At 69.9% G+C, this 18,747-nt stretch carries 13 protein-coding genes and 1 pseudogene; 5 read left to right on the top strand and 9 right to left on the bottom strand.

The window, feature by feature from the left end; all coding sequences use genetic code 11:
* Window positions 1–265: 265 nt before the first annotated feature.
* A complete protein-coding gene (locus OG994_RS12205) occupies window positions 266–2,230 on the bottom strand; it encodes an Hsp70 family protein (protein ID WP_328853284.1) in 1,965 nt (654 codons plus the stop codon).
* A gap of 170 nt (window positions 2,231–2,400) precedes the next feature.
* Here OG994_RS12205 and OG994_RS12200 point away from each other — a divergent pair, with 170 nt between their 5' ends.
* From OG994_RS12200 to OG994_RS12190, 3 genes and pseudogenes are all read left to right on the top strand, one after another.
* Window positions 2,401–5,115, top strand: a complete 2,715-nt coding sequence (locus tag OG994_RS12200; RefSeq protein WP_328853707.1) for a transcriptional regulator — start codon at window positions 2,401–2,403, stop codon at window positions 5,113–5,115.
* Between the two features lie 248 nt (window positions 5,116–5,363).
* Window positions 5,364–6,254 carry a hypothetical protein gene (locus OG994_RS12195; RefSeq protein ID WP_328853283.1) on the top strand — a complete coding sequence of 297 codons (891 nt, stop codon included), beginning with the start codon at window positions 5,364–5,366 and terminating at the stop codon, window positions 6,252–6,254.
* A gap of 215 nt (window positions 6,255–6,469) precedes the next feature.
* Window positions 6,470–6,666: pseudogene (locus tag OG994_RS12190) on the top strand (IS5/IS1182 family transposase); the annotation flags it as partial.
* A gap of 35 nt (window positions 6,667–6,701) precedes the next feature.
* Here the strand turns inward: OG994_RS12190 and OG994_RS12185 are convergent.
* Window positions 6,702–7,439 (bottom strand): TetR/AcrR family transcriptional regulator, encoded by a 738-nt coding sequence (locus OG994_RS12185; RefSeq protein ID WP_328853282.1) that lies wholly within the window; start codon window positions 7,437–7,439, stop codon window positions 6,702–6,704.
* Window positions 7,440–7,535: 96 nt separating this feature from the next.
* Here OG994_RS12185 and OG994_RS12180 point away from each other — a divergent pair, with 96 nt between their 5' ends.
* Window positions 7,536–7,766: a hypothetical protein gene (locus OG994_RS12180; protein ID WP_328853281.1), complete on the top strand. Its 231-nt coding sequence runs from the start codon at window positions 7,536–7,538 to the stop codon at window positions 7,764–7,766.
* Between the two features lie 92 nt (window positions 7,767–7,858).
* Here the strand turns inward: OG994_RS12180 and OG994_RS12175 are convergent, their stop codons facing one another.
* The 7 genes from OG994_RS12175 to OG994_RS12145 all read right to left on the bottom strand — a co-directional run bounded on the left by OG994_RS12175 (window position 7,859) and on the right by OG994_RS12145 (window position 17,327).
* A complete protein-coding gene (locus OG994_RS12175) occupies window positions 7,859–8,986 on the bottom strand; it encodes a C40 family peptidase (protein ID WP_407942582.1) in 1,128 nt (375 codons plus the stop codon).
* Window positions 8,987–9,434: 448 nt separating this feature from the next.
* Complete coding sequence (locus OG994_RS12170) at window positions 9,435–9,779, bottom strand: hypothetical protein (RefSeq protein ID WP_328853280.1); 345 nt, start codon at window positions 9,777–9,779, stop codon at window positions 9,435–9,437.
* 283 nt (window positions 9,780–10,062) lie between these two features.
* Complete coding sequence (locus tag OG994_RS12165) at window positions 10,063–11,052, bottom strand: DUF932 domain-containing protein (RefSeq protein ID WP_328853279.1); 990 nt, start codon at window positions 11,050–11,052, stop codon at window positions 10,063–10,065.
* Between the two features lie 309 nt (window positions 11,053–11,361).
* Window positions 11,362–12,621, bottom strand: coding sequence for a winged helix-turn-helix domain-containing protein (locus OG994_RS12160; protein ID WP_328853278.1), 1,260 nt, complete (start codon window positions 12,619–12,621; stop codon window positions 11,362–11,364).
* A gap of 204 nt (window positions 12,622–12,825) precedes the next feature.
* On the bottom strand, window positions 12,826–13,515 hold the full coding sequence (locus OG994_RS12155; protein WP_328853277.1) for a hypothetical protein: 690 nt from the start codon (window positions 13,513–13,515) through the stop codon (window positions 12,826–12,828).
* Window positions 13,516–13,814: 299 nt separating this feature from the next.
* The gene (locus tag OG994_RS12150; protein WP_328853276.1) at window positions 13,815–14,660 is read right to left on the bottom strand and encodes a replication-relaxation family protein; all 846 of its coding nucleotides are present in this window, start codon (window positions 14,658–14,660) and stop codon (window positions 13,815–13,817) included.
* A gap of 207 nt (window positions 14,661–14,867) precedes the next feature.
* Complete coding sequence (locus tag OG994_RS12145; RefSeq protein ID WP_328853275.1) at window positions 14,868–17,327, bottom strand: helicase HerA domain-containing protein; 2,460 nt, start codon at window positions 17,325–17,327, stop codon at window positions 14,868–14,870.
* 730 nt (window positions 17,328–18,057) lie between these two features.
* On the opposite strand from OG994_RS12145, the gene OG994_RS12140 reads away from it, so the two are divergent.
* Window positions 18,058–18,747: a TIGR02569 family protein gene (locus OG994_RS12140; RefSeq protein WP_328853274.1), complete on the top strand. Its 690-nt coding sequence runs from the start codon at window positions 18,058–18,060 to the stop codon at window positions 18,745–18,747.

Raw genomic sequence — 18,747 nt, 5'->3', positions numbered from 1 at the left:
ACCGCGGGTCGTGAGGTCGGACTGCACGTCCCCGACCTGGACACCTGGCGATCCAGCAGGGGAAACACGGCTGGTTGAGATGGAGGACTACGGACCCCGGTAGACGCCCGAGGCACTCAGCGCATGCGCGGGGAGTGCGTCCCCCCGTCTCATAGGCGTAGCTCGATTGGCAAAGTGCACTCTTCGAGGGGCCGGAGCGGAATCCGCTCCGGCCCCTCGCTGCCGTGTGGGCCATGAGAACCACGATTGGCTGGCACGGGGACGACTAGGCATGCGGCGGCCGGTCGCCTTGAATGTGGTGATTGTCGATGAGGCGGCGGAGGATGGTTCGGTCGAGGGGGAAGGCGAGTCGCAGGGTGTGGGCGGTGAGTTGGGCTCCCCACCAGGTGAGGGCGATGAGGTAGCCGACGATCAGGGCGCCGCTGGTGTCGTAGCTGAAGACGAGGGCGTAGCCGATGGCCAGACCGGGGGCGGTGATGGCGCGGATTAGGCGGCTACGGCTGGCGGTCAGGGCGGCGGCTGCGCCGAGGAGGGCTGCGCCGAGACTGCCGGCAACGCCGGCGGTGTTGTTCGTCTGAATCGGGGTGGTGAGGGTGAGTGCCGCGCGCATGAGGAAGATGCCGCCGGCGGCGATGAGCGCGTAGGTGATGGCGGGGCGGGTCAGGGCGAGCCAGGTGGGTAGCGCGTCGGCGGGGATACGGGGTGCGGTGGCGGCGATGAGGGTGGCGCAGACGGTGAGGGGTAGGGCGGCGCCGAGGGTCCATTTCAGGTAGGGGCTGTAGTCGAAGTGGACGGCTGTGCCGGTGGCGAGTCCGTAGAGGGCGGCGGTGATTGCGCCGCCGACGGCGGCGGCGAGGTATCCCCGACGGATGAGGTTGCCTGTCGTGGGTTCGGGTGTTGACGCGGACGGAGTTCCGGCTAACCAGGTGGTGGGTGCCAGGTGCGCGACGGCGAGGGCGGTGAGCATGGCGAGTGCGCCGGCGGTGCCGAGTTGCGGCAGTGAGGTGCGGGCACCGACGACCCAGGTGTTGACGGTGGTGATGTCGGCGGTGAGGACGGCTTGCAGGAGCAGCGTCAGCGAGGATGCGCCGATGAGCAGGGCGCCGGTGAGGTCGCTGACTCGGAGCCGGACGCGGGGTAGCCGCGCAGCGCCGGCACGTGGTGCTGGTTGGTGGGCGGCGGTGAGCGTGAGGGCTCCGTCGGCGAGGGCGTGGGGGTGGTCGATGAGGGCGGGCGGACGGTTGGTGGCGTGGGTGAGCTGGTCGGTGAGGGCGGGCAGGGCATCAGCGGGCCTCAGGACGACCGCGGCGAGGTGTGGGGTGTCGATGTCGGCGGCGTCGAGCAGTTGGTGGACTGCGTGGGGTATCTGGTCGAGCAGCGGCTGCGCGGCGGTGGCGATGTCGTCGCGGGTAATGACGGTGGGCTGTCGGGATGCGGGCAGCAGGATTGGCGCCCGGTCCTGGTCGATGAGCAGCTGGCGGGCGGTGCGGACGGATTCCAGGAGGGCGAGCCGGTTGGCTGCGTTGTCCTGCGCCGGTTGGGTGATCGCCGTTCGGAGGGGGTCGGTGTCGGCGGTTGCGGTGTGCACGAGGCGGTGGGTGATGAGGTGGTCCAGGTCGGGTATGCCGTCGAGGTGGTGTGTTGCCAGTTCGCGGTAGCCGCCGCTGACTGTTTGCAGGACGGTGAGGGTCGGCGGGTGGCGGTCCGCCTGACAGACGAGCAGGCAGGAGCCTTCGGGCGGGGTGTGACCGAGGGTGGCGGCGTGGGCGGCGAGGGCGGCGGGCGCGGTGACGAGGGCGGGAGATGGTAGTCCCGCTCGGGATGCCGCCTCGGCGAGGTGTCCGCGACGGCGGGGTCCCCAACCGGGTGGGATGGTCACGGTGAGCTCGGTGACCGGCTGGCCGACCTGGTGGGCGGCGTGGTGGTTGACGTGTCGCAGGATGGCGGCGAGCAGGTCAACGGGGTCGGGTGGTGCGGTGTTGGTGACGTGGGCGGGCTTGCCGAGCAGGGTGGTGGGGTTGTCGACGAATCGGTGGTCTGCCGGGAGGGACTTCGCTGCGGTGGTGTCGAGGCCGACGTAGAGCTGGCCTGTGGGGGTGATGGCGATGCCGGTTGGCATGGTGAGGCGACCGTCGATGAGGATCGGCATGCGGGTGCCGTGGTGGCTGACGGTGGCGGCGATGGCCGAGGAACTGAGGTCGATCGACAGTCTGGTGCCCCCGCTTGGCATGAGGGGCAGTTTCGCCCGTGGGGGCGAGGCGACGTCAACCGCGATCGTCTCCGCGTGATCAATTGTGTGCGGATGGTGAGAATCCTCGTTAGCGGGATGGCGATAGGGACTCATCGTCATGTATGCGAAAGGGCTGACGATCAATTGCGGGGGAGGGGCTGGTGCCGCAGATGTCCCCGGACAGAGGCGAGAGGCTCGCCGAGTACGGTGCACGGGCTACCGTCCACCGGCCCGAACGAGCAGTCCCCCGCCGTCGTGGGTCGCTGTCGCGGTCGCTGACCAAAGCGGCTCGCGCGGTCGTCGGCGCCGGCGTCTTCCTGCTCGCGGTGCCGGCGGTGCTGGTGTCCGCTGGGGGCAACCCCGTGCGACGGCTACCAACGTGGTCGCAGATCCCGGACTGGTTCGCACGCGCCAGTGGCCGATTCACCCCGGACGTCCTCGTCGGTGCGGCCCTGTGGGTGATGTGGCTGCTGTGGGGAACCTTCGCGCTGCTGTTGCTCGCCGAGGTCCTGGCGGTCCTGACCCGGTGGCGTATCCCCGCACTCCGGTTGCCGGCCCCGCTGCACCGGCTCGTGTTCGGCCTGGCCGGCACCGCCGCGCTGGCCGTTACGTCCGGCGGCGCAATCGAGGGCACGACGGCCCGGGATCAACCCACGAACTCGGCCGCAGCGACGGAGCGCGGCGGCGTTCCCCGGCAGGCCGCCGCCCGCGGGCCCGCGATCATCCACGTCGGCGACCAGCGCTACGTCTACACCGTCGAGCGGCACGACACCCTGTCCAAGGTCGCCAAGGAGTGGCTCGGCGACGCGAACCGGTGGCCGGAGATTTGCCACCTGAACAAGCACCGCCATTTCCCGGGCGTCGGCGGGATCTTGCGCGACTGCGACCTCATCTATCCGGGTTGGGAATTGCGGCTGCCCGCGGACGCCCGTCCGCCGAAGGCCGTCACCCCCGCAACGCCCACGCCTCGACCCACCAGGCCGTCTGCCTCGCCCAGCGTTGACCCGGCGCCACCGGGTTCCGCCGGCCAGAAACCGGCGACCGGGCCCTGCGCCACGTCATCGGTAGCCCCGAGCACGCCAGGGTCGTCGTCGGCTGCCGCGTCGACAGCTTCCAGACCCGCGATGACACCGGTCTCGCCGGCCGTCACCGACACGGCGCACCCCACCACCGCATCGGACGGGGTGCACCTGTCGGCCTTCACCTGGCTGCCGTGGTCACTCGCCGCGGCGATCAGCGCCGCCGCCACGCTGGTCTGGCTGCAACGCCGGCGCCGTTACACCGGCGAAGCCGATGCCGACCCACCCGTCGAACTGCCGCCACCGGTTGTGCAGGTCCGCCGCGCCGTTGCTGCCCGCAACCCCACCCCACCGGCCGCGGATACCGACGACCGAGAGACGACGACCCTCATACCCGAACTCGCGTCGCTGCCGAGCGGGGGCGTCGGGCTCGTCGGCGATGGCGCACACCCGGCAGCCCGCGCCGCTCTCGTCGCGGTCCTGGCCTCCGGCGGCCCGCACCACCCCCACGCGCGGGCTGAGGTCGTCATCGACACCGCCACCCTGGCCGCGCTCCTCGGACCTGACGCGACAGCCTTCACGCCGTGGCCACGGCTGCACGTCGTCGACAGCATCGACGGTGCTCTCACCCAGATCGAGGCATGGCTCCTGCACCGAAGCCGCATCCTCGACGACCATGCGCTGACCGACCTCGACACTCTGCGCCAGGAGGCTCCCGATGAGGAAGCACTACCACCGGTCGTGCTCATCACCGCCGCCCCACCCGCCAACACCTGCATGCGGGCCAAGACGGCACTCACGCTCGGCGCAGACCTGAACGTATCCGCCCTGCTGCTTGGCGAATGGACACACGGCACCACCATCGACGTCACGTCCGATGGGCGCGCCACACGCGCGTCCGGATCGGCGACCGAACCGATCCCGCCGCGGCTGCCCGTGCTCGAGACTGAGACCGCCGTGCAGATTCTTGCGACCCTGCGCGAAGCACAGACCGGGGAACCCGCCGCGCTCCCGTCACCTGGCGCACCAGGTTCGACGGTTCCACTGCATGCGAGCCGCACCGACACGACGTCTCGCGACCGGCCCGCACCGGTCGCCGCGCCTGTCGATGCGAGCTCTGCGGTGAGGGCGCGACTGCGAGTGCTCGGGCCGCCGCGCATCGACAACATCACCCACCCCGGCCGACCGCTGCGCGCCAAAGCCCTGGAACTCGCCGTGTTCCTGGCCTGCCACCCCGACGGCGTCACCACCCGCGACATCGGCGAACACCTCGAACCCGATGCCCGCGTCAGCCAAGCCGACCAACGCGTGCACACCAACGCCAGCAACCTGCGACACGTCCTCGGCCGCGCCGCCGTTCCCGAGGTGAGAAACGCCTACGTCGTCAAGAGCGGCGGACGCTACCGGCTCGACCCCGCGACCGTCGACGTTGACGTCTGGACACTGCGTGACCTGCTCCGTGCTGCCACCACCGCCACCGGCCCCCGCCGCCGCGACCTGCTCACCGCGGCCTGCGACCTCTACTGTGCGCCGCTGGCGGACGGCCAGGACTACGAGTGGCTCCCGCCGCACCGGGAAACCGTGCGCCGTTGGGGTGCCGAAGCGCACCTCCTGCTGGCCGATGACCTCATCGACACCGACCCGCAGGCCGCATCCGAGCTGCTTGACAAAGCCATCACGTTGGACCGCTACCACGAGGCCCTCTACACCCGTGCCATGCGCGCCCGCCACGCCCTCGGCGACGCCGACGGCATCCGCACCCTGCTCCGCGCCCTGACCAGAGCCCTGGCCGACCTCGACGTCGAACCCCAGGAGGCGACGATCGCCCTCGCCCACCGGCTCCGCAGCAGCCTCGCCGACGGGTGAGAACGACAGGAGCCCGCGTCCGCCGTTGTCACCCGTGGGGCGGGCGCTGATCGACCGCCGGGTCTAGCTGCCGGGGGCGACCTGGTGCGACAAGGACGCCCGCACGGCTCCACCGCCAGCGCAGACAGGCGACATGACAGTGGAGTACCAAGCAGAATGCAAAGCTCGACTCGCTGCCAGCAGCCATGGGCAGGTTGACATATAGTGATGCGTCTGCTCCCGCCTTACGCCTCGAGGAGAGACACCGAGTGAAGAAACTCGCAAGCGTCGCGTCCGTGCTCGCGCTCTCAGTTGGAATCGCTGTTGCCCCGGCAGGATCTGCCCAGGCTGCTACGGACAGGAGCGGGGCGGTACGGCTGACCATCCCGAACAGTAGTCCGTGCAAGGCGGGCCGCACGGTCATGCAGGGCATGGTGGCAGGGCCAGGCGGCCAGCTGTACATCGTCTTCACGAAGGCAGCCGGCGCGGAGCCTGTCCTGTCCAGGTGGTTGCGCGACGGCTCAACCTGGGACAGCACGAGCTGGGTCTGCGCCGGGGCGCCGACCCCCATGCCCACACTCGGCCACGGTAACGACCTCGCCTACAATCCGAATTATCTGGGTCAGGGCCCGGCCTTGATTGCTACCCAGGGGAGCCAATCCGCGTTCCTGAGTGACAAGGTGACGATCGTGCGCCTGAACGCCGACGGAACTTTTGGTGCAACCGGGGAAGTACGTTTGCCGATCGGCAACATCAGCGGCCTCTGCTACAGCGCGACGGCTGCCGGCGGAGCCGGCAAATACGCCGCCCGACGGTTGGGCAGCTTGTGGACCCATCCCGGCGCCGGCGCGCTTACCAGTGGGTGGACGCTGGTGAAGAGCAACCTGACGAGTCACGCTAATCGTTCCGACCAAGGCATTGACTGCTCTGAGAACTACATCTGGAACACCAAGTCAATCAACACCTCAACGCCCGCGACCGGGTGGAACTGGGTGTACCAGTACAACTGGTCTGGCGGCGATGTAGAGAGCGACCTCGGAATTCCAGGGAACAACTTGACCGACGAGATCGAAGATGTCACCCATGTGGGGAGCGAATTCTTCGTCGGCATCAACCGGAACGACGGGCTAGCCGACTCCGTGAAGGTGTTCATCGAATAATTTCGAGCAGTGAGGGTCCTTCAACCTGTTGAGGCTGCTCATCAGTGGTAGCGGCGGGTCGGTGGAGGTGCGGGGAGGGGCTCCGGTAGGACAGGCGTGGATCAGATCCGGTGCCCCCCGGAGCCTTTCTGACATGCGGTCCTACCCGTTCCCTCAACCAGGTGGCCGACCCCGTCCGCAGGCGCCGCACGGCGGTCTGTTCCCGGTGGCGCACGCGGCGCCATGTCCGGCCAAAGCTGTCGCGCAGACAGGAGGCGGTCAACCGGGCGCAGGGGAGGATCCGTGCTCGCGGCGAACGAGCCATCGCCACTCCCAGACCTGGAAGATCCAGGCCAAGCTACGCTGCTGCCCGCGCCGCGCCGCCGCGATCGTGCAGGCGATCCTCGTCCTGCACCCCGTCGACGTCGAGCGCAAGCCAGAACCACAGAAGCTGAGCGGTGCCCGTGGTCATTCCGGCATCCCTGTCCGTGCTGCTGTCAGGAGAATGCCGTTGAGGCCCTCCTCGAACAGCAGGTTGTCGTCCCATTGGGCGCCGTCGAGATGGCCAGAGGCGTGGAGAGTCGGATAGGCGTCGGCGTTCCCGGCGACATAGGCGCGGGCCGCGGCTCTCGCGTCAGGGTCCGCGGTCTGGTGCCACGTGGCTTCCGTGAGGGCGGCGCCGACGACGTAGTTGGCCAGCATCCGCGTGGCCACCGCAAGCCGGAGTCCGTAACAGCCGCCGCGTACCAGCGCCGATTGCAGGAACTCGGTACGGGCTAGGACGTTGGGCCCGAGCATGGGACGGCCGACCAGCCTTGGCGCCCAGGGATGGTCCAGCATGGTGCGGCGCCAGCCTCGGACGAGGACGCGGATGTCCTCTAGCCAGTTGTCGCTCACCCCTGGAATTGGGACGTCGCCGAAGATCCGGTCAACGGCCAGGTCCAGGACGTCGTCCTTCGTCCTCACGTGCCAGTACAACGCGGTAGCCGTCACGTCAAGTTGCTGGGCGAGGCGGCGCATCGTCAGGCCCTCGATGCCGTGCTCGTCCAGCAAGGTCACCGCCGTGTCCACGATGCGCTCAAGGGTCAGCGGCGGTTTGCGCCGTGCCCGCGAGGGCTGCGCCCGCAGCCATATCGGCGGTGGGATGCGGTTGCCCCCTCGCCCTGCCGAGATTGTCGGCGGCACACCCGGCTCTGCGGTGGTCATGGAGCCAACTGTAGTCCAGTGGACAGGAAACTTAACGTTGGAAAGCTAGCCGAACATAGGAAGGTTGACCTTGACGGCCGGCAAGGAGGTCATCCGATGCCTCTGCTGCGAGTCCATATCGACAGTGACCGGAGCACTGCCCGTCGCGTCCTGCAACTGCATCAGGAGGGCAAGATCCATCACGAGTCGCGGGAAGCGGCTCGGGAACAGGCGTGGCGCCAGGGCCAGACCCCGGCCGGCGACCCGATCTTTGTCGGCATCACGAACGGCCGCCGCAACGTGCAGCTGCTCTACGACGTCGAGGTCTACTCGGACACGGTCCCTTGAGCACCCGCCAGGCTCGTGCCAAGCAGACGGTGGTGAGACCTCATTGAGGCCACCTGAGCTGGTAGAAGGCGGAGCATGAATATGGGTCCATGTCACGCGTGATCCGGAGTCGATGCGGCGGTCTCGGGCGAGTGTCCAGCATGGTTTGCGATGCGGCGGATCGCGGCGATCTTGTGGAGCCAGTCGCTCAACCGGGTGATCTTCACGACGTCGCCGGTCCTTGGAGCGTGGACGATGAGCCCTTGGCCGAGGTACATGCCGACGTGCCGTGGGTTGGACATGGTGCCTTGGCTGCCGGGGATGAGGATGAGGTCGCCGGGCAGCAGGCGCGCCGGATCGGGCACGGGGTTGCCGGCCTTGGCCTGGTCGGTGGTGACGCGGGGGAGGGAGATCCCGCCGGCTCGGTAGGCCTGCTGGATGAGGGATGAGCAGTCGCACTGCCGGCGGGGGTCGCCTGAGTGCGGGTCGGTGCATGACCCGCCGAAGTGGTATGGGGTGTTCAGTTGCCCGAGCGCCCAGAGGATCGCGGTGGTGACCTGTGGCGGGGTGTCGGCGGGCAGGGTGAATCCGTCCGGCAGGGTGGTGAGCGTGTTGGTGGTGCAGTCGGTCAGGGTGCTGGTCAGCTGGTCGACGAGCCGGATAGCGTCGTCGGTCCATGTGGCGTAGGCGTCGGGGAAGGCTGAGACCTGAACTGCCTGCGCGGCCTGGGTGAGGGGCATGGTCTCCCAGCCGGTGATGGTGAGCAGCTTGTCGAAGAACGTCCCGGCCTGGTACGCCGGCTGCGATAGCTGCTCGATGGTGCCCCAGCCCTGGCTGGGCCGTTGCTGGAACACGCCGATGGAGTCGTGGTCGTTGCTGTCGCCGAGGTGCGGCACGTTACGCAGGCCGGATTCCTGCATGGCGGTGGCGAGGGCGATGACCCATCCCCAGCGAGGCACGCCCTTGGCGACGCCGACGTCGATGATGGTCGCGGCGATCTCTAGCTGTTCGGCGTCCCAGGCGCCGATGCGGGGTGGCTGCCCGGCAGGTCGTAGCGGGGGCGCGGCGGCGACGTCGCAGCCGCCGGGGCCGCCGCCGATGACGGAGGCCAGCAGCATCATCGGCAGGCAGAGGCAACCGATGATGACGACGGTGACGACGCCGATGATGGCCTTGGTCATGGCATTCCTTCCGGTAAGGACAAGAAAGGACGGGGTTTCGCGCAGGTGTGCCTCCGGCAAGGGGCGGGAGGGAAAGCCCGGCTACCTGCGTGGAGCGTCAGGGCCAGTTCCGTGTGGGGCTTGCGGGGGAGTTCGTCGGTGAGGGCGGCCGTATCGACTGCGACGGGCCGCGGTCGACCGGGTTGCGGAGCGCCAGGAGTGGCGGGTTCGAGGCCGGGCATGCGCCACCGCGTGCCGGGGTGGTGGGGGCCCGGCGCGCCGCCGATCTGCGGGGCGAGTAGAGGCATCGGCTGGCTGGCGCTGGTGGCCAGCCAGTGGCATCCCGGGGGCCTTGTAGGGGGAGTGCGGCTGGCTGTGTTGTGGCAGGCGCCGTCGCCCCGGCGCTCGTGCGGGTCCCCGGTGTGGGACGCGCTGCCTGCCTGGGTGAGGTCGTGACACGCGAAAAGGCCGTTGGGTCGCCCGCGAGGGCGGCCCAACGGCATGGGCGTCGGGTCGTGCCTGATGGCGACTACGCCTCGCCGCGGTCGTGCCGCCGGCTCCGTAGGAGGGTGACGATCTGGTGTAGCTGCCGCTGGATGACAAGGCTGGCGGCGTAGGAGTCGTGATGTTCGTGGATGTGGCCGGCGTTGGGCCAGTCCCACTGGCCACCGGGAAGGCGGTTGACGAACCAGAGGTCACCGCCGTGGTCGAGGAACAGGGCGCCGTTCCAGTGCTCGATGATCAACGTGGTGGGCTGGGTGGCGCAGGTAATCGCGCAGGCACAGCGGTCGTCGTGGTAGGTCGTGCGCGGGTAGCCGTGGTGCTGTGGGCAGCGACAGTCGCAGAGCCGCTGCCACGGCGCGGGCTGGGTCATGTCGGTCTCCTAAGGGTGAGGCGCGTACGCCTCGAGGCCGCCGGCCGGGCGGCTTACCGAGGCGTACGCGGGAGCGGCCGCGATCAGGACCGCGGTCTCCCACCGGGGGACGGTGGCGGCGGGCAGGCCACAGACGGCTTGCCGCTGGTCGCGTGGGTGGCGGATGTGGCCGCTCATCGGCGGCTCCTGCGGTCCGGGCAGCATCCGGAGCTCATGGGGTGTCGGCTCCGTTCGGGCGGGCCGGGGCAGCGGAGCGTCTGCTGCCCCGGCACAGGGGTGCTGATCAGACCTTCAGCAGGTTGAAGGCGGCCGCCTTCAGGTCGCCGGCCTTGCCGCTCACGACACGGTTGGCGCGGGTCGCGGCGTCCTTGGCCGGCTGGTAGTGGTCGAGGTACTCGGTGATGGCCTGGTATCCGGCCCACCGGGTGCCCGCGACGGCGCGTTGGGTGTCGGCCTCGGTGATCAGGTACTTGAGCGTGCCGAGGCGTTCCTTGGCGTTGTTGCGCGTCTTGTCCGAGGCGTTGTCCTTGACTGGCCATACCTGCGCGACGACGTTTTCGAACTCGCGCATGGTCATCTCGGTGTGGAGCATTCGTTCGGCGGCTTTCTCGAACGCGTCCATGTACGTCCACATCAGGCCCAGCGCTTCGCGGGCCTGGGCGATCTGGGAGTTGACGTTGCTGGTGTGCCGGAACGTGTAGTGGCCCACGGCGTGGGCGAAGGCCGCGCGTTGCGTGTTCGCGCAGACCACGCGGATGGGGCTGGCATCCACGCGCAGCGCGGCGGTGCCGTCGTGGGAGGTCGTTCCGATCAGGTAGAGGTCCATCCGGTCGACCCCGGCGATCTCCATGGAGTTCGGGAGTTTGAGCGTGACGAATACGCTCTTGCCGTTTCGGAGGCTGCCGGCGGTTTCGAAGTGGGCGCCGCCGACCTGGTCCACGAGCCGGTCGAGCATGTCGGCGCACTGTTCGTTCTGGACCACGGTGTAGTCGGTCCCGACGATTCCGAGGTACTCGGTCGCACCGGTGACCGGGTTGCGGCGGACGGTCATGCGCTTGTCGTCGGCGGGGATGGGGACCTCGATGCCGTCGACGACATCGATGCCTTGGACGCGGATCGTGCGGACGTCCCAGTTGCCGAGCAGCGCGGCGCCCATGATCTCCTGGGCGCTCATCGTGTTCTGGGTGACGGTGCCCAACTGGTGCCAGGCCGATAGGCGGGCGCTGGCGAAGGCGGTCTGGCCGTTGGCGAAGGTTTCCAGTTCGTGCGGCACAGATGTTCTCCTCTCAACAGCGTCGAGGGGCCGAGCCGTAGGGCTTGGCCCCTCGACATGGGGGGATAGGGGATGGGTACTGCGGGTCGGCGTCGCCGTCGGCTCGGGCGGGGATGCGCGAACGTCGTGGGCGCCGGGTCGACTTGGACGAGGGGCCGTGGGCAGCATCGTGGGGGGCGGACGGTGGTGGCGGCGCCCCCGTGGCGACCGCCGGGTGGGGTGTTGATGTCCTCGGCGTCTTCTCAGGGGTGTGAGGTCTGCCCAGGACGTGGGGCCACCTTTTCGTTGACGAGCGCGGAGCGAGCCGCCCTACCGTTCGGCGGTGGCGTTGTCGGGCTGGTCCGTAGCGCCGTCGTCGGTCTGGGCGGGGTACTGGAACGCCCACGGCGATTCGGAGACCATGACGATGCGGCCGGCGGCACCGAGCTTGCCGCAGTTGTTGCGCACTGCCCCTGGGCTGACTGCCCGGCCGCCGAGCCGGTTGCTGATCGCGACCGTGATTTCCTGCGGCGTCATCGTCCGGCCCGGGTTGGCCTTGAGCGTCTCGAACGTCAGCCGCTCCAGCTCGCCTCTGGCGAACGGCTGGCTGCCGTCGGTGTTGACCGTGTCCGTGCGGGGAGTCCCGGCCGTGCGGGTGGGTGGCCGCGTGGGCAGGGCCACGGCGTGGACCGTGCCGTCCTCGGCGACGATGTGCAGCATCCCGTCGGGGCGGACGAGGGGCTGCACCTGGGCGACCGCCTCCGGCGCGGACAGGCCCTTGATCACGTGGAAGCACAGCGGGCAGCGGGGCGGCTGCGGGTTCGGGTCGACCTCGTTGGCCTTGGTGGGGCCGGCGATCCACCGCTGCGGCAGGCCGGGCAGGCGGCGCGCGGCGTCGACCTGCTCCATCGCGGCCAGCAGCCGGGAGGCGGTCGCCTCGCCGATGCCGCTTTCGGCCACGATCTGGCTGATGGTCGCGCCGTCGACGCCGTGCTCGCTGAGCACCGCCTTGATCGTCATGACTTTGCGGTCGCCGGGCCGGCTGGCCTGGGCCGCGCTGATCCGGTCGCCGGCCGGGTCACCCTCGTCCGAATCCGCGTCGGTGCCGCTCCTGTCGTGGTCGTCGGCGTCACGCGGGTCGTCCTCGTCGGCCAGGTGTTGGCCGACGTCGGCGCTACTCGGCTTGCCGTCGGGCTGCGGGCCGTGGCTGGCGGGGTCGTCGGTGTGGCCGTTGGTCGCGGGGGCTGTGTGCGGAGCGTCGGTCTCGACGACGCCGCTGCTGTCCTCGTTGTCCCTGGCCGGGTCGGCGGCGTCGGGTTCGGTGTCGGCGCTGATGTCGCGCTCCTGGGTTTCGGGCGCGACTTTCTCAGAGAGGGTCCACCGGGTGGTGGTGCCCTTGGCGGCGTCCGCGTCGGCGTCGACCGCGACGATCAGACCGGCGTCGGTGAGGGTCTTGATGGCCCGGTCGGTGGTGGAGCGGGCCTTGCCCGACCGTTCGCTGAGCTGGTGGGCGGTGGCGTGGCCGAGCGCGATCAGCGCGTCGAGGACGGCCCGGGTGCCGGGCGTCATGGTGGACAGGTTGTCCTGCATGCGTTCCCTCCTTGGGAACTCGTGGGTCGGTACCCCGGCACCGGGTGGTGTCGGGGCTTGTGCGCCGGGTCGAGGACAGCCGTCACCGGCGGCGGGCGCGTGCAGCGGCCCGCTGCCGTGGTGTGGGATGTCGGGCCCGGTGGTCACGGAGGCGGCGGGGAGGTCGCCGGAGCCGGTGTGTGGTGTGTGGTGTGTGCCGACCGGTCAGGCGATGGCGACGGCGCACAGGTGGGCGCGGCGCGGGAGGCTGCGTACGTAGGCGCACGCCTCGTTGAGGAAGCGGAATCGGTCGGCGACCGAGTCGCTGTACGGGGTGAGGAGGCGGCCGTCGGTGGTGATGAGCGCGTCACCGATCAGGGCGAGGCGCCAGTGCAGGCCGGCGTAGGTGGCTTCGCCGGCCTGGTAGACGGACAGTTCGTACGGGTCGAAGTGGTGGGCGAGCATCGCCAGGACGCGGGGTTGCTGCTCGAAGCGGCGGCGGGCTTCGGCCACGGTGACGGTGGCCGGGTGGGCGTGATGTTGGGCGAGGAAGTCCTCCCAGGGCCGGGCGGGGAGAGTTCTCGCGGCGATGTGGGTGTTCCAGGCGCGCCAGCGCAGGGCGGCGTCGTGGGCGGCCTGGGCGGCGGTGCCGGTGAGGTCGAGGCGGCTTTTGCGGCCTCCGGCGGCGACGGTGATCGCGCCGAAGCGGCGGGCGGCGTCGAGGAGGTAGTAGCCGATGAACCGGGTGAGCCAGCCGATGAGGCGTCGGTGGCGGACCCGGTAGCGGCGGGCCGGTGTGCCGTTGGCATCCAGGAGGTCATGGACCTTCTCGCTGGCGGCGAACCAGTCGGCGTCGTCGCCGGGGGCGAAGCAGACGGTGACGACCAGGTTGGTGACGCCGGTGGGTGGGGGCATGGCGCAGTGCTCCCTTCGCGGAGGCGTGGGCTTGGTGGGTGTGCGGGGATGTCACCGGAGCGCGGCGTCTGGACGGGGAGTGCTGCCGTGTACGGCGCGGGCGGGGTATCACGAGCCGACCGAGACGGTGGGCTGTGCTCCCGCTGGCGCGGGCAGATCCAGGTAGACGGGCGGCGGTGCGAGATGAGAGAGGAAGCTGCACCGTAGCCGGGTGACCTGACAGCAGAGCTTCTGTCAGGAACCGCGGTCAAGCCCGTGACCTGCGAGGACTGGCGGGGTCGCGCGGCTGTCAGGGTTTGTCAGGCGACGAAGATGCCGTCGTGGAAGTTGGGGTTGTCGGCCACCGGATGACCGTGGTCGGCGGGCAGGTCCGCGATTGCGACGCGGCTGGTGGTGCCGGCCGGTAGCCACACGGGGTCGGTCGGGTCCGTGTCGTGGGTGGCGGTGGCGACGGTGACCTCACTGTGGCGCAGCAGCTGGTGGAGATGTTCCTCGCGTCGGGGTCTGTCGAGCCAGAACAGCACTGGGTACCGGACGCCGGTCCGGCGGCTCATGGTGGCGTAGCGGTCGAGCTTGGCGATGAGTCTGTGCAGCGGTTCGGTGCCGGTGTCGGCTTCCAACCAGAACCCGACGGTGGTGTCGCCGAGGCTCCACAGGCCGTGGCCGTCGGCGGTGATGGTGCGGAATTGCTTGGTGGTCGTGCTTTCCGACCACCACCGATCCAGGCGTGCCTGCGGTTGCCGGCGGGTGTGTGCCCGCAGCCGGACGAAGAACTCGTTGACCGTGACCAGGTGGGTCAGGCGTGGGTTGGCCGACAGCCGGTGGACCCTCTGGCGGCTTGCCCGGGCGGTGGGCTCGGGACGGTCGTGGGCGGCCGCCTGGAATCGGTGCCCGTTGTGGCCGAGCGTCCAGTGCCACGGGTGGCTGCCGCCGCCGGTGCGGGCGAACCGGAACCGGTCCAGTAGGCCCAGGGCGTGCAGTTCGCTGAGGCGAATCTGGCAGGTGCGGCGGGCTTGGAAGAACAGGCGGTGGATCTGGTCGGTGGTCAGGACGTGGTGGTCGTCGAGGAGGTGGAGGAGGTGGCGGTCGCGGTCGGTGATGTGGGGGTAGATGGACAGCAGGTGATCGGAGCGCGGTGGGGGCATGGGTGCCTTTCGGGGCTCGTTCGGGGGCGGTATGGGGGGCTCGTTTGGGGGTGTCGGCGATACGAGCCCCCATACGTGGTCTACAGGGCCGGGCCTGTCAGGTGTCTGACCTGCGCAGACCCGGCCCGGGCGGCGGACAGTGGGCTGGCTCGGCTTGTCCCGACTCCCTACCGGGGGTTCCCTCCCGGGAGGGGTGGCCGGCGGTGCTCAGCGCTCGTGTTCGGCCGTTCGTCGTTTCAGCGTGGTGCGGGCGAGTTGTTGCAGTGGGGGCTCGCCGTCGGGGCGGCGGTGCGCGGCGGCGCAGTGTTGGCGGATCGCGGTTGCCTCCCCGACGATGTCGGCCGGTGGGTGGGTGGTGAACGTGAACGCGGGTAGTTCCCGGTTGCCGACGAGTAGTCGGGCGGCGGCGGTGTGGACGTCGAGGTGGGCCAGGTCGTGGTCGTCCAGCTCGGGTTTGGTGTGTCGGGACAGTTCGCGGGCGTCGGCGGGGTCGACGGTGAAGAACAGTTTGGATCGGGCGTTGGCCGACACGGCCGCGGCGATGTCCTTTGGGAGCTGCGCCAGGTTCTGGTGGGCGAGGACCAGGCCCAGCCGGAACCCGCGCGCCTCGGCCAGCATGTCTCCGACGCTGCCCGGCAGTGTCAGGAAGTTCTGGCACTCGTCGACATACAGGCTGGCGTCTTTGCGCTGATCTTCGCCGATGGTGGCGCGGGCGATGGCGGCCTGCCAGACGCGGGCCACGATCAGCGAGCCGAGGATGCGGGTGGTTTCCTCGCCGAGGATGCCTTTCGGGAGCCGGCACAGCAGGACCCCGCCGTCGAGGATGCTGCCCATGTCGAAGGAGCTGTGCGCGTTGCCGATCACGCTCTTGACGAAGTCGCGCAGTAGGAAGGCCCGGAGTCTGGCGAGGACCGGTGCGATGACTTGTCCGCGGAACTGCTCGTTGATGCCGTCGTACCAGACCCAGAACCCGCCCAGGCCGTCCGGGTCGTCCAGGCCGTGGGTGAATCGGGCCCGGAACTGCTTGTCCTGCAACAGGGACGGCACGAGGCTCAGGGTCGGCTTGGCGTGGCGCATCAGTGTCAGGCACGCCACCCGCATCGTGTCGTCCATTCGGGGTCCCCACTGCCCTTGGAAGATCTTCGCGAAGATGCCCACCAGGTTGTCGACTGCCAGGTGCGGATCACCTCGGTCGTCGAGGGGGTTGAAGCAGCCGGGGTTGGGCTGGTCCGGGTCGATGATGACGATCTTGTCTGCGTGCGAGGCCGGGAGACGGTCGAGGATGTCGGTGATCAGGTCCCCGCGCGGGTCGATGACCACCGTCCCGCGTCCGGCTTTGATGTCGCCGAGGATCATGTTCAGCAGCAGCGTGGACTTACCGACGCCGGTCTTGCCGACCACATGCACGTGCTGCCGGGCGTCGGTCACCCGAAGCCCGACGCTGTGGCGGCCGATCTGCGCGCGGCCCAGCACCTTGACGCCCCGCCCGCCGGAGGGCACCTGCACCGGCGCCGGCACGGCCTTGGCCCGGGCGCGGTCCAGCCCCGGTACCGCGAGGTCCTGAGGCAGCGCGGCAAGCGCGGCGAGTTCCGCCACGGTGGCCAGGAACCCCCGTCGGAGGCGGCGCCGGGCGAGGGTGGCGACGGGTCGGGACATTCTCATGCGCCGTAACCGGTTTGGGCCGGTGTAGGTGGCGGCAGCCGAGGCGATCGTGTGGCGGAGCCGCAGGAGGCGTTGACGGATCTGGCGGGCCCGGTCGGGGTCCGGCGGTGTGGTGTCGGGGTCGGTGGCGACGGCGAAGCGGACCGCGATTTCGAAGTGCGGCACCCGTACCGCCTTGTCCACGACCGTGCGGGCCGCGGCGCTGGCCACCGGGTCGCGGTCGGCCACCCGGCCCGCCGTGACCGGCGGCCGTGGTCGGGATGCGCCGGGCGTGAACACCTCGAGCAGCCACAACAGGGGCTCGATGGCCAGCCGCGCCGCGCCCCACACGGCTCGGGCGGCCGGGCCCGGCCTCCCGTGCGGAGAAGCGCTGGTGGCTGCCGCCCGGCGGGCGGCCCGGACGCGGCGGGAGAGTGCGGGTCGGGCGAGGATCTGCACGCACGCGTGCTCACGGTGGCGGACCTCGGCCCCGGCGGCGAGCAGCGCCCGCAAGGGGTCGCTGTCGTGGTCGCTGCGCAGCGGCAGCCCGTCGGTGTGCTGCGGCCAGTGCGCCCCGCCCACCGCGTCACCGACCTGTGCCGGGATCGGCGCGGCGGCGTCTGCGGTGGTGAGGGTGGCGGCGGGCCAGGCTGCGCGGACGGCGGCTTCGACCGCGCCCGGTGGCACGGTGCCGGGCACCCAGAGCCGGATCGCCAGGGCGCGGCCGGTCCAGGTGTATTCCCACGCGACGTGCGGGTGACCGACCAGTCGGCCCTGCCACCCGGACGGGGTTAGCACCCCCGTCAGGGTGGTCCAGAACGCGGCGGCGGCCTCGGCGGTGACCTCGGGCGGAGTGGCGATGGTTAGCCACCGCGCCCCGACGGTGAGCCGTCGGTGTCGCCAGGCGAGCAGCTGGTCGCGGGTGACCACTGCGCCGACGATCGCGGCGGCGGGCAGGAGGGCGATCCACGGCCGGGCGATGATCCACTGCGCGACCTCGGCGGGCCACGCCGGAGGGCTGGTCATGGTGCCTCCTCGCTGCCGGTTACCGGAACCGCGAAGAGTTGATTGATGGCGGTTCCTGTGGTGGGTCGTGACGTCGGTGACCAGTACGTGGATGTGGCCTTGCTCCGGGGCGGTGCGGGTGATTGATGGGTGGCCAGGGATGGTGACCTGTCGTCTGTTGTCATGAGTCCTGCCACATTCTTCGATCATTGGATGGTGGGTTGGGCGTCGTAGGTTTTCGTTGGCTCGAGTTGGCCGACCTGAGGCGGACTACAAGCAGGAGTTGGTGGGCCACTACCTCTTGCCGTGCGCCGGCTGGGGGATCGGTGACAGCACCGTCAGCGGCGAGCAGTCGACGTTGTTCGAGTTCATTCGCTTCTGCGGCCCGTCCGCCGTGCGGACCGCAACGCCGGCTGACGCGAGGGTTTTCTCGCCGTGCACGGCTGGGTCGTTTGGTACCGACGTGCCGAACAAGGCGTGGGGATGTCGTCAACAGCGGCGAGCGCAGCGGCACCTACCGCGTCTGACCCGCCACCGGGAAAGCTGCACGTGACGGTGACTCACAGCTTGGAGCGCCGCACCCAGCGGCGATCGGCGTAGGCGTCGTGTCCTGAACGTCATCGACATCATCGCTGGTCGGCTCTACCGTGCACCGGTGTGTCGTCATCAACCTCCGTCGACGGTCTTGCATGCGTTCGGTGTCGACGGGCCAGCCCGACGGTTGGACGGTGGGCAAGGCACCTCGTGGGCTGTGGGGGACCTGGTACTCAAGCCAGGTGGGGGCCCGCTGCACGAATGGCTGGCCAGTGCGCTCGCCGACGTGACGCTGGATGGCTTCCGTGTTGCCACGCCGGTCTGTACCCGTGACGGCGTCTGGGCGTTGCATGGTTGGTCGGCGACGCGGTGGGTCGAGGGCAGCGAACCGGACTACTCCGCAATCTCGACGTGGCGGGAGATCCTTGCCGCCGGCCGCGCATTCCACCGGGCGGTAGCTCACCTCGGCCGCCCGGACTTCCTCGATGCGCGCCAGGACTGGTGGGCGCGGGCGGACAAGGCGGTCTGGGGCGAGCGGGAGTTCGCCGCCGTGGCGCGACGGCTGCAGAGCGGACTGGAGCCGCTGGGGCGTCCTCAACTCGTGCACGCGGACCTGACGCACAACGTGTTGTTCGCGCCCGGCCTCGCTCCAGCGGTCATCGACATCTCGCCCTACTGGCGGCCGCCGGAGTACGCCGAGGGCATTGTCGTGGCCGACGCGCTCTGCTGGCACCGTGCACCGGCGTCCCTGTGGGAAACGCTGGATGTGTCGGTGCCAGCGGTAGCTCGTGGACTGCTGTTCCGGATGGCTACGACAAACGAGCGCGTCGCGTCCGGAGCCGATGGCGTTGACCTGCAGGACGAGGCGCGGCGGTACGAGATGGCGGCCGCAGCCATCGGCTTGTGA

It is taken from the genome of Micromonospora globbae, assembly GCF_036184225.1.
GTDB classification, from domain to species: Bacteria; Actinomycetota; Actinomycetes; order Mycobacteriales; family Micromonosporaceae; genus Micromonospora; species Micromonospora globbae.
Note: the sequence above shows the minus strand (reverse complement) of the source record. Positions and strands in the feature narration are given on the sequence as shown.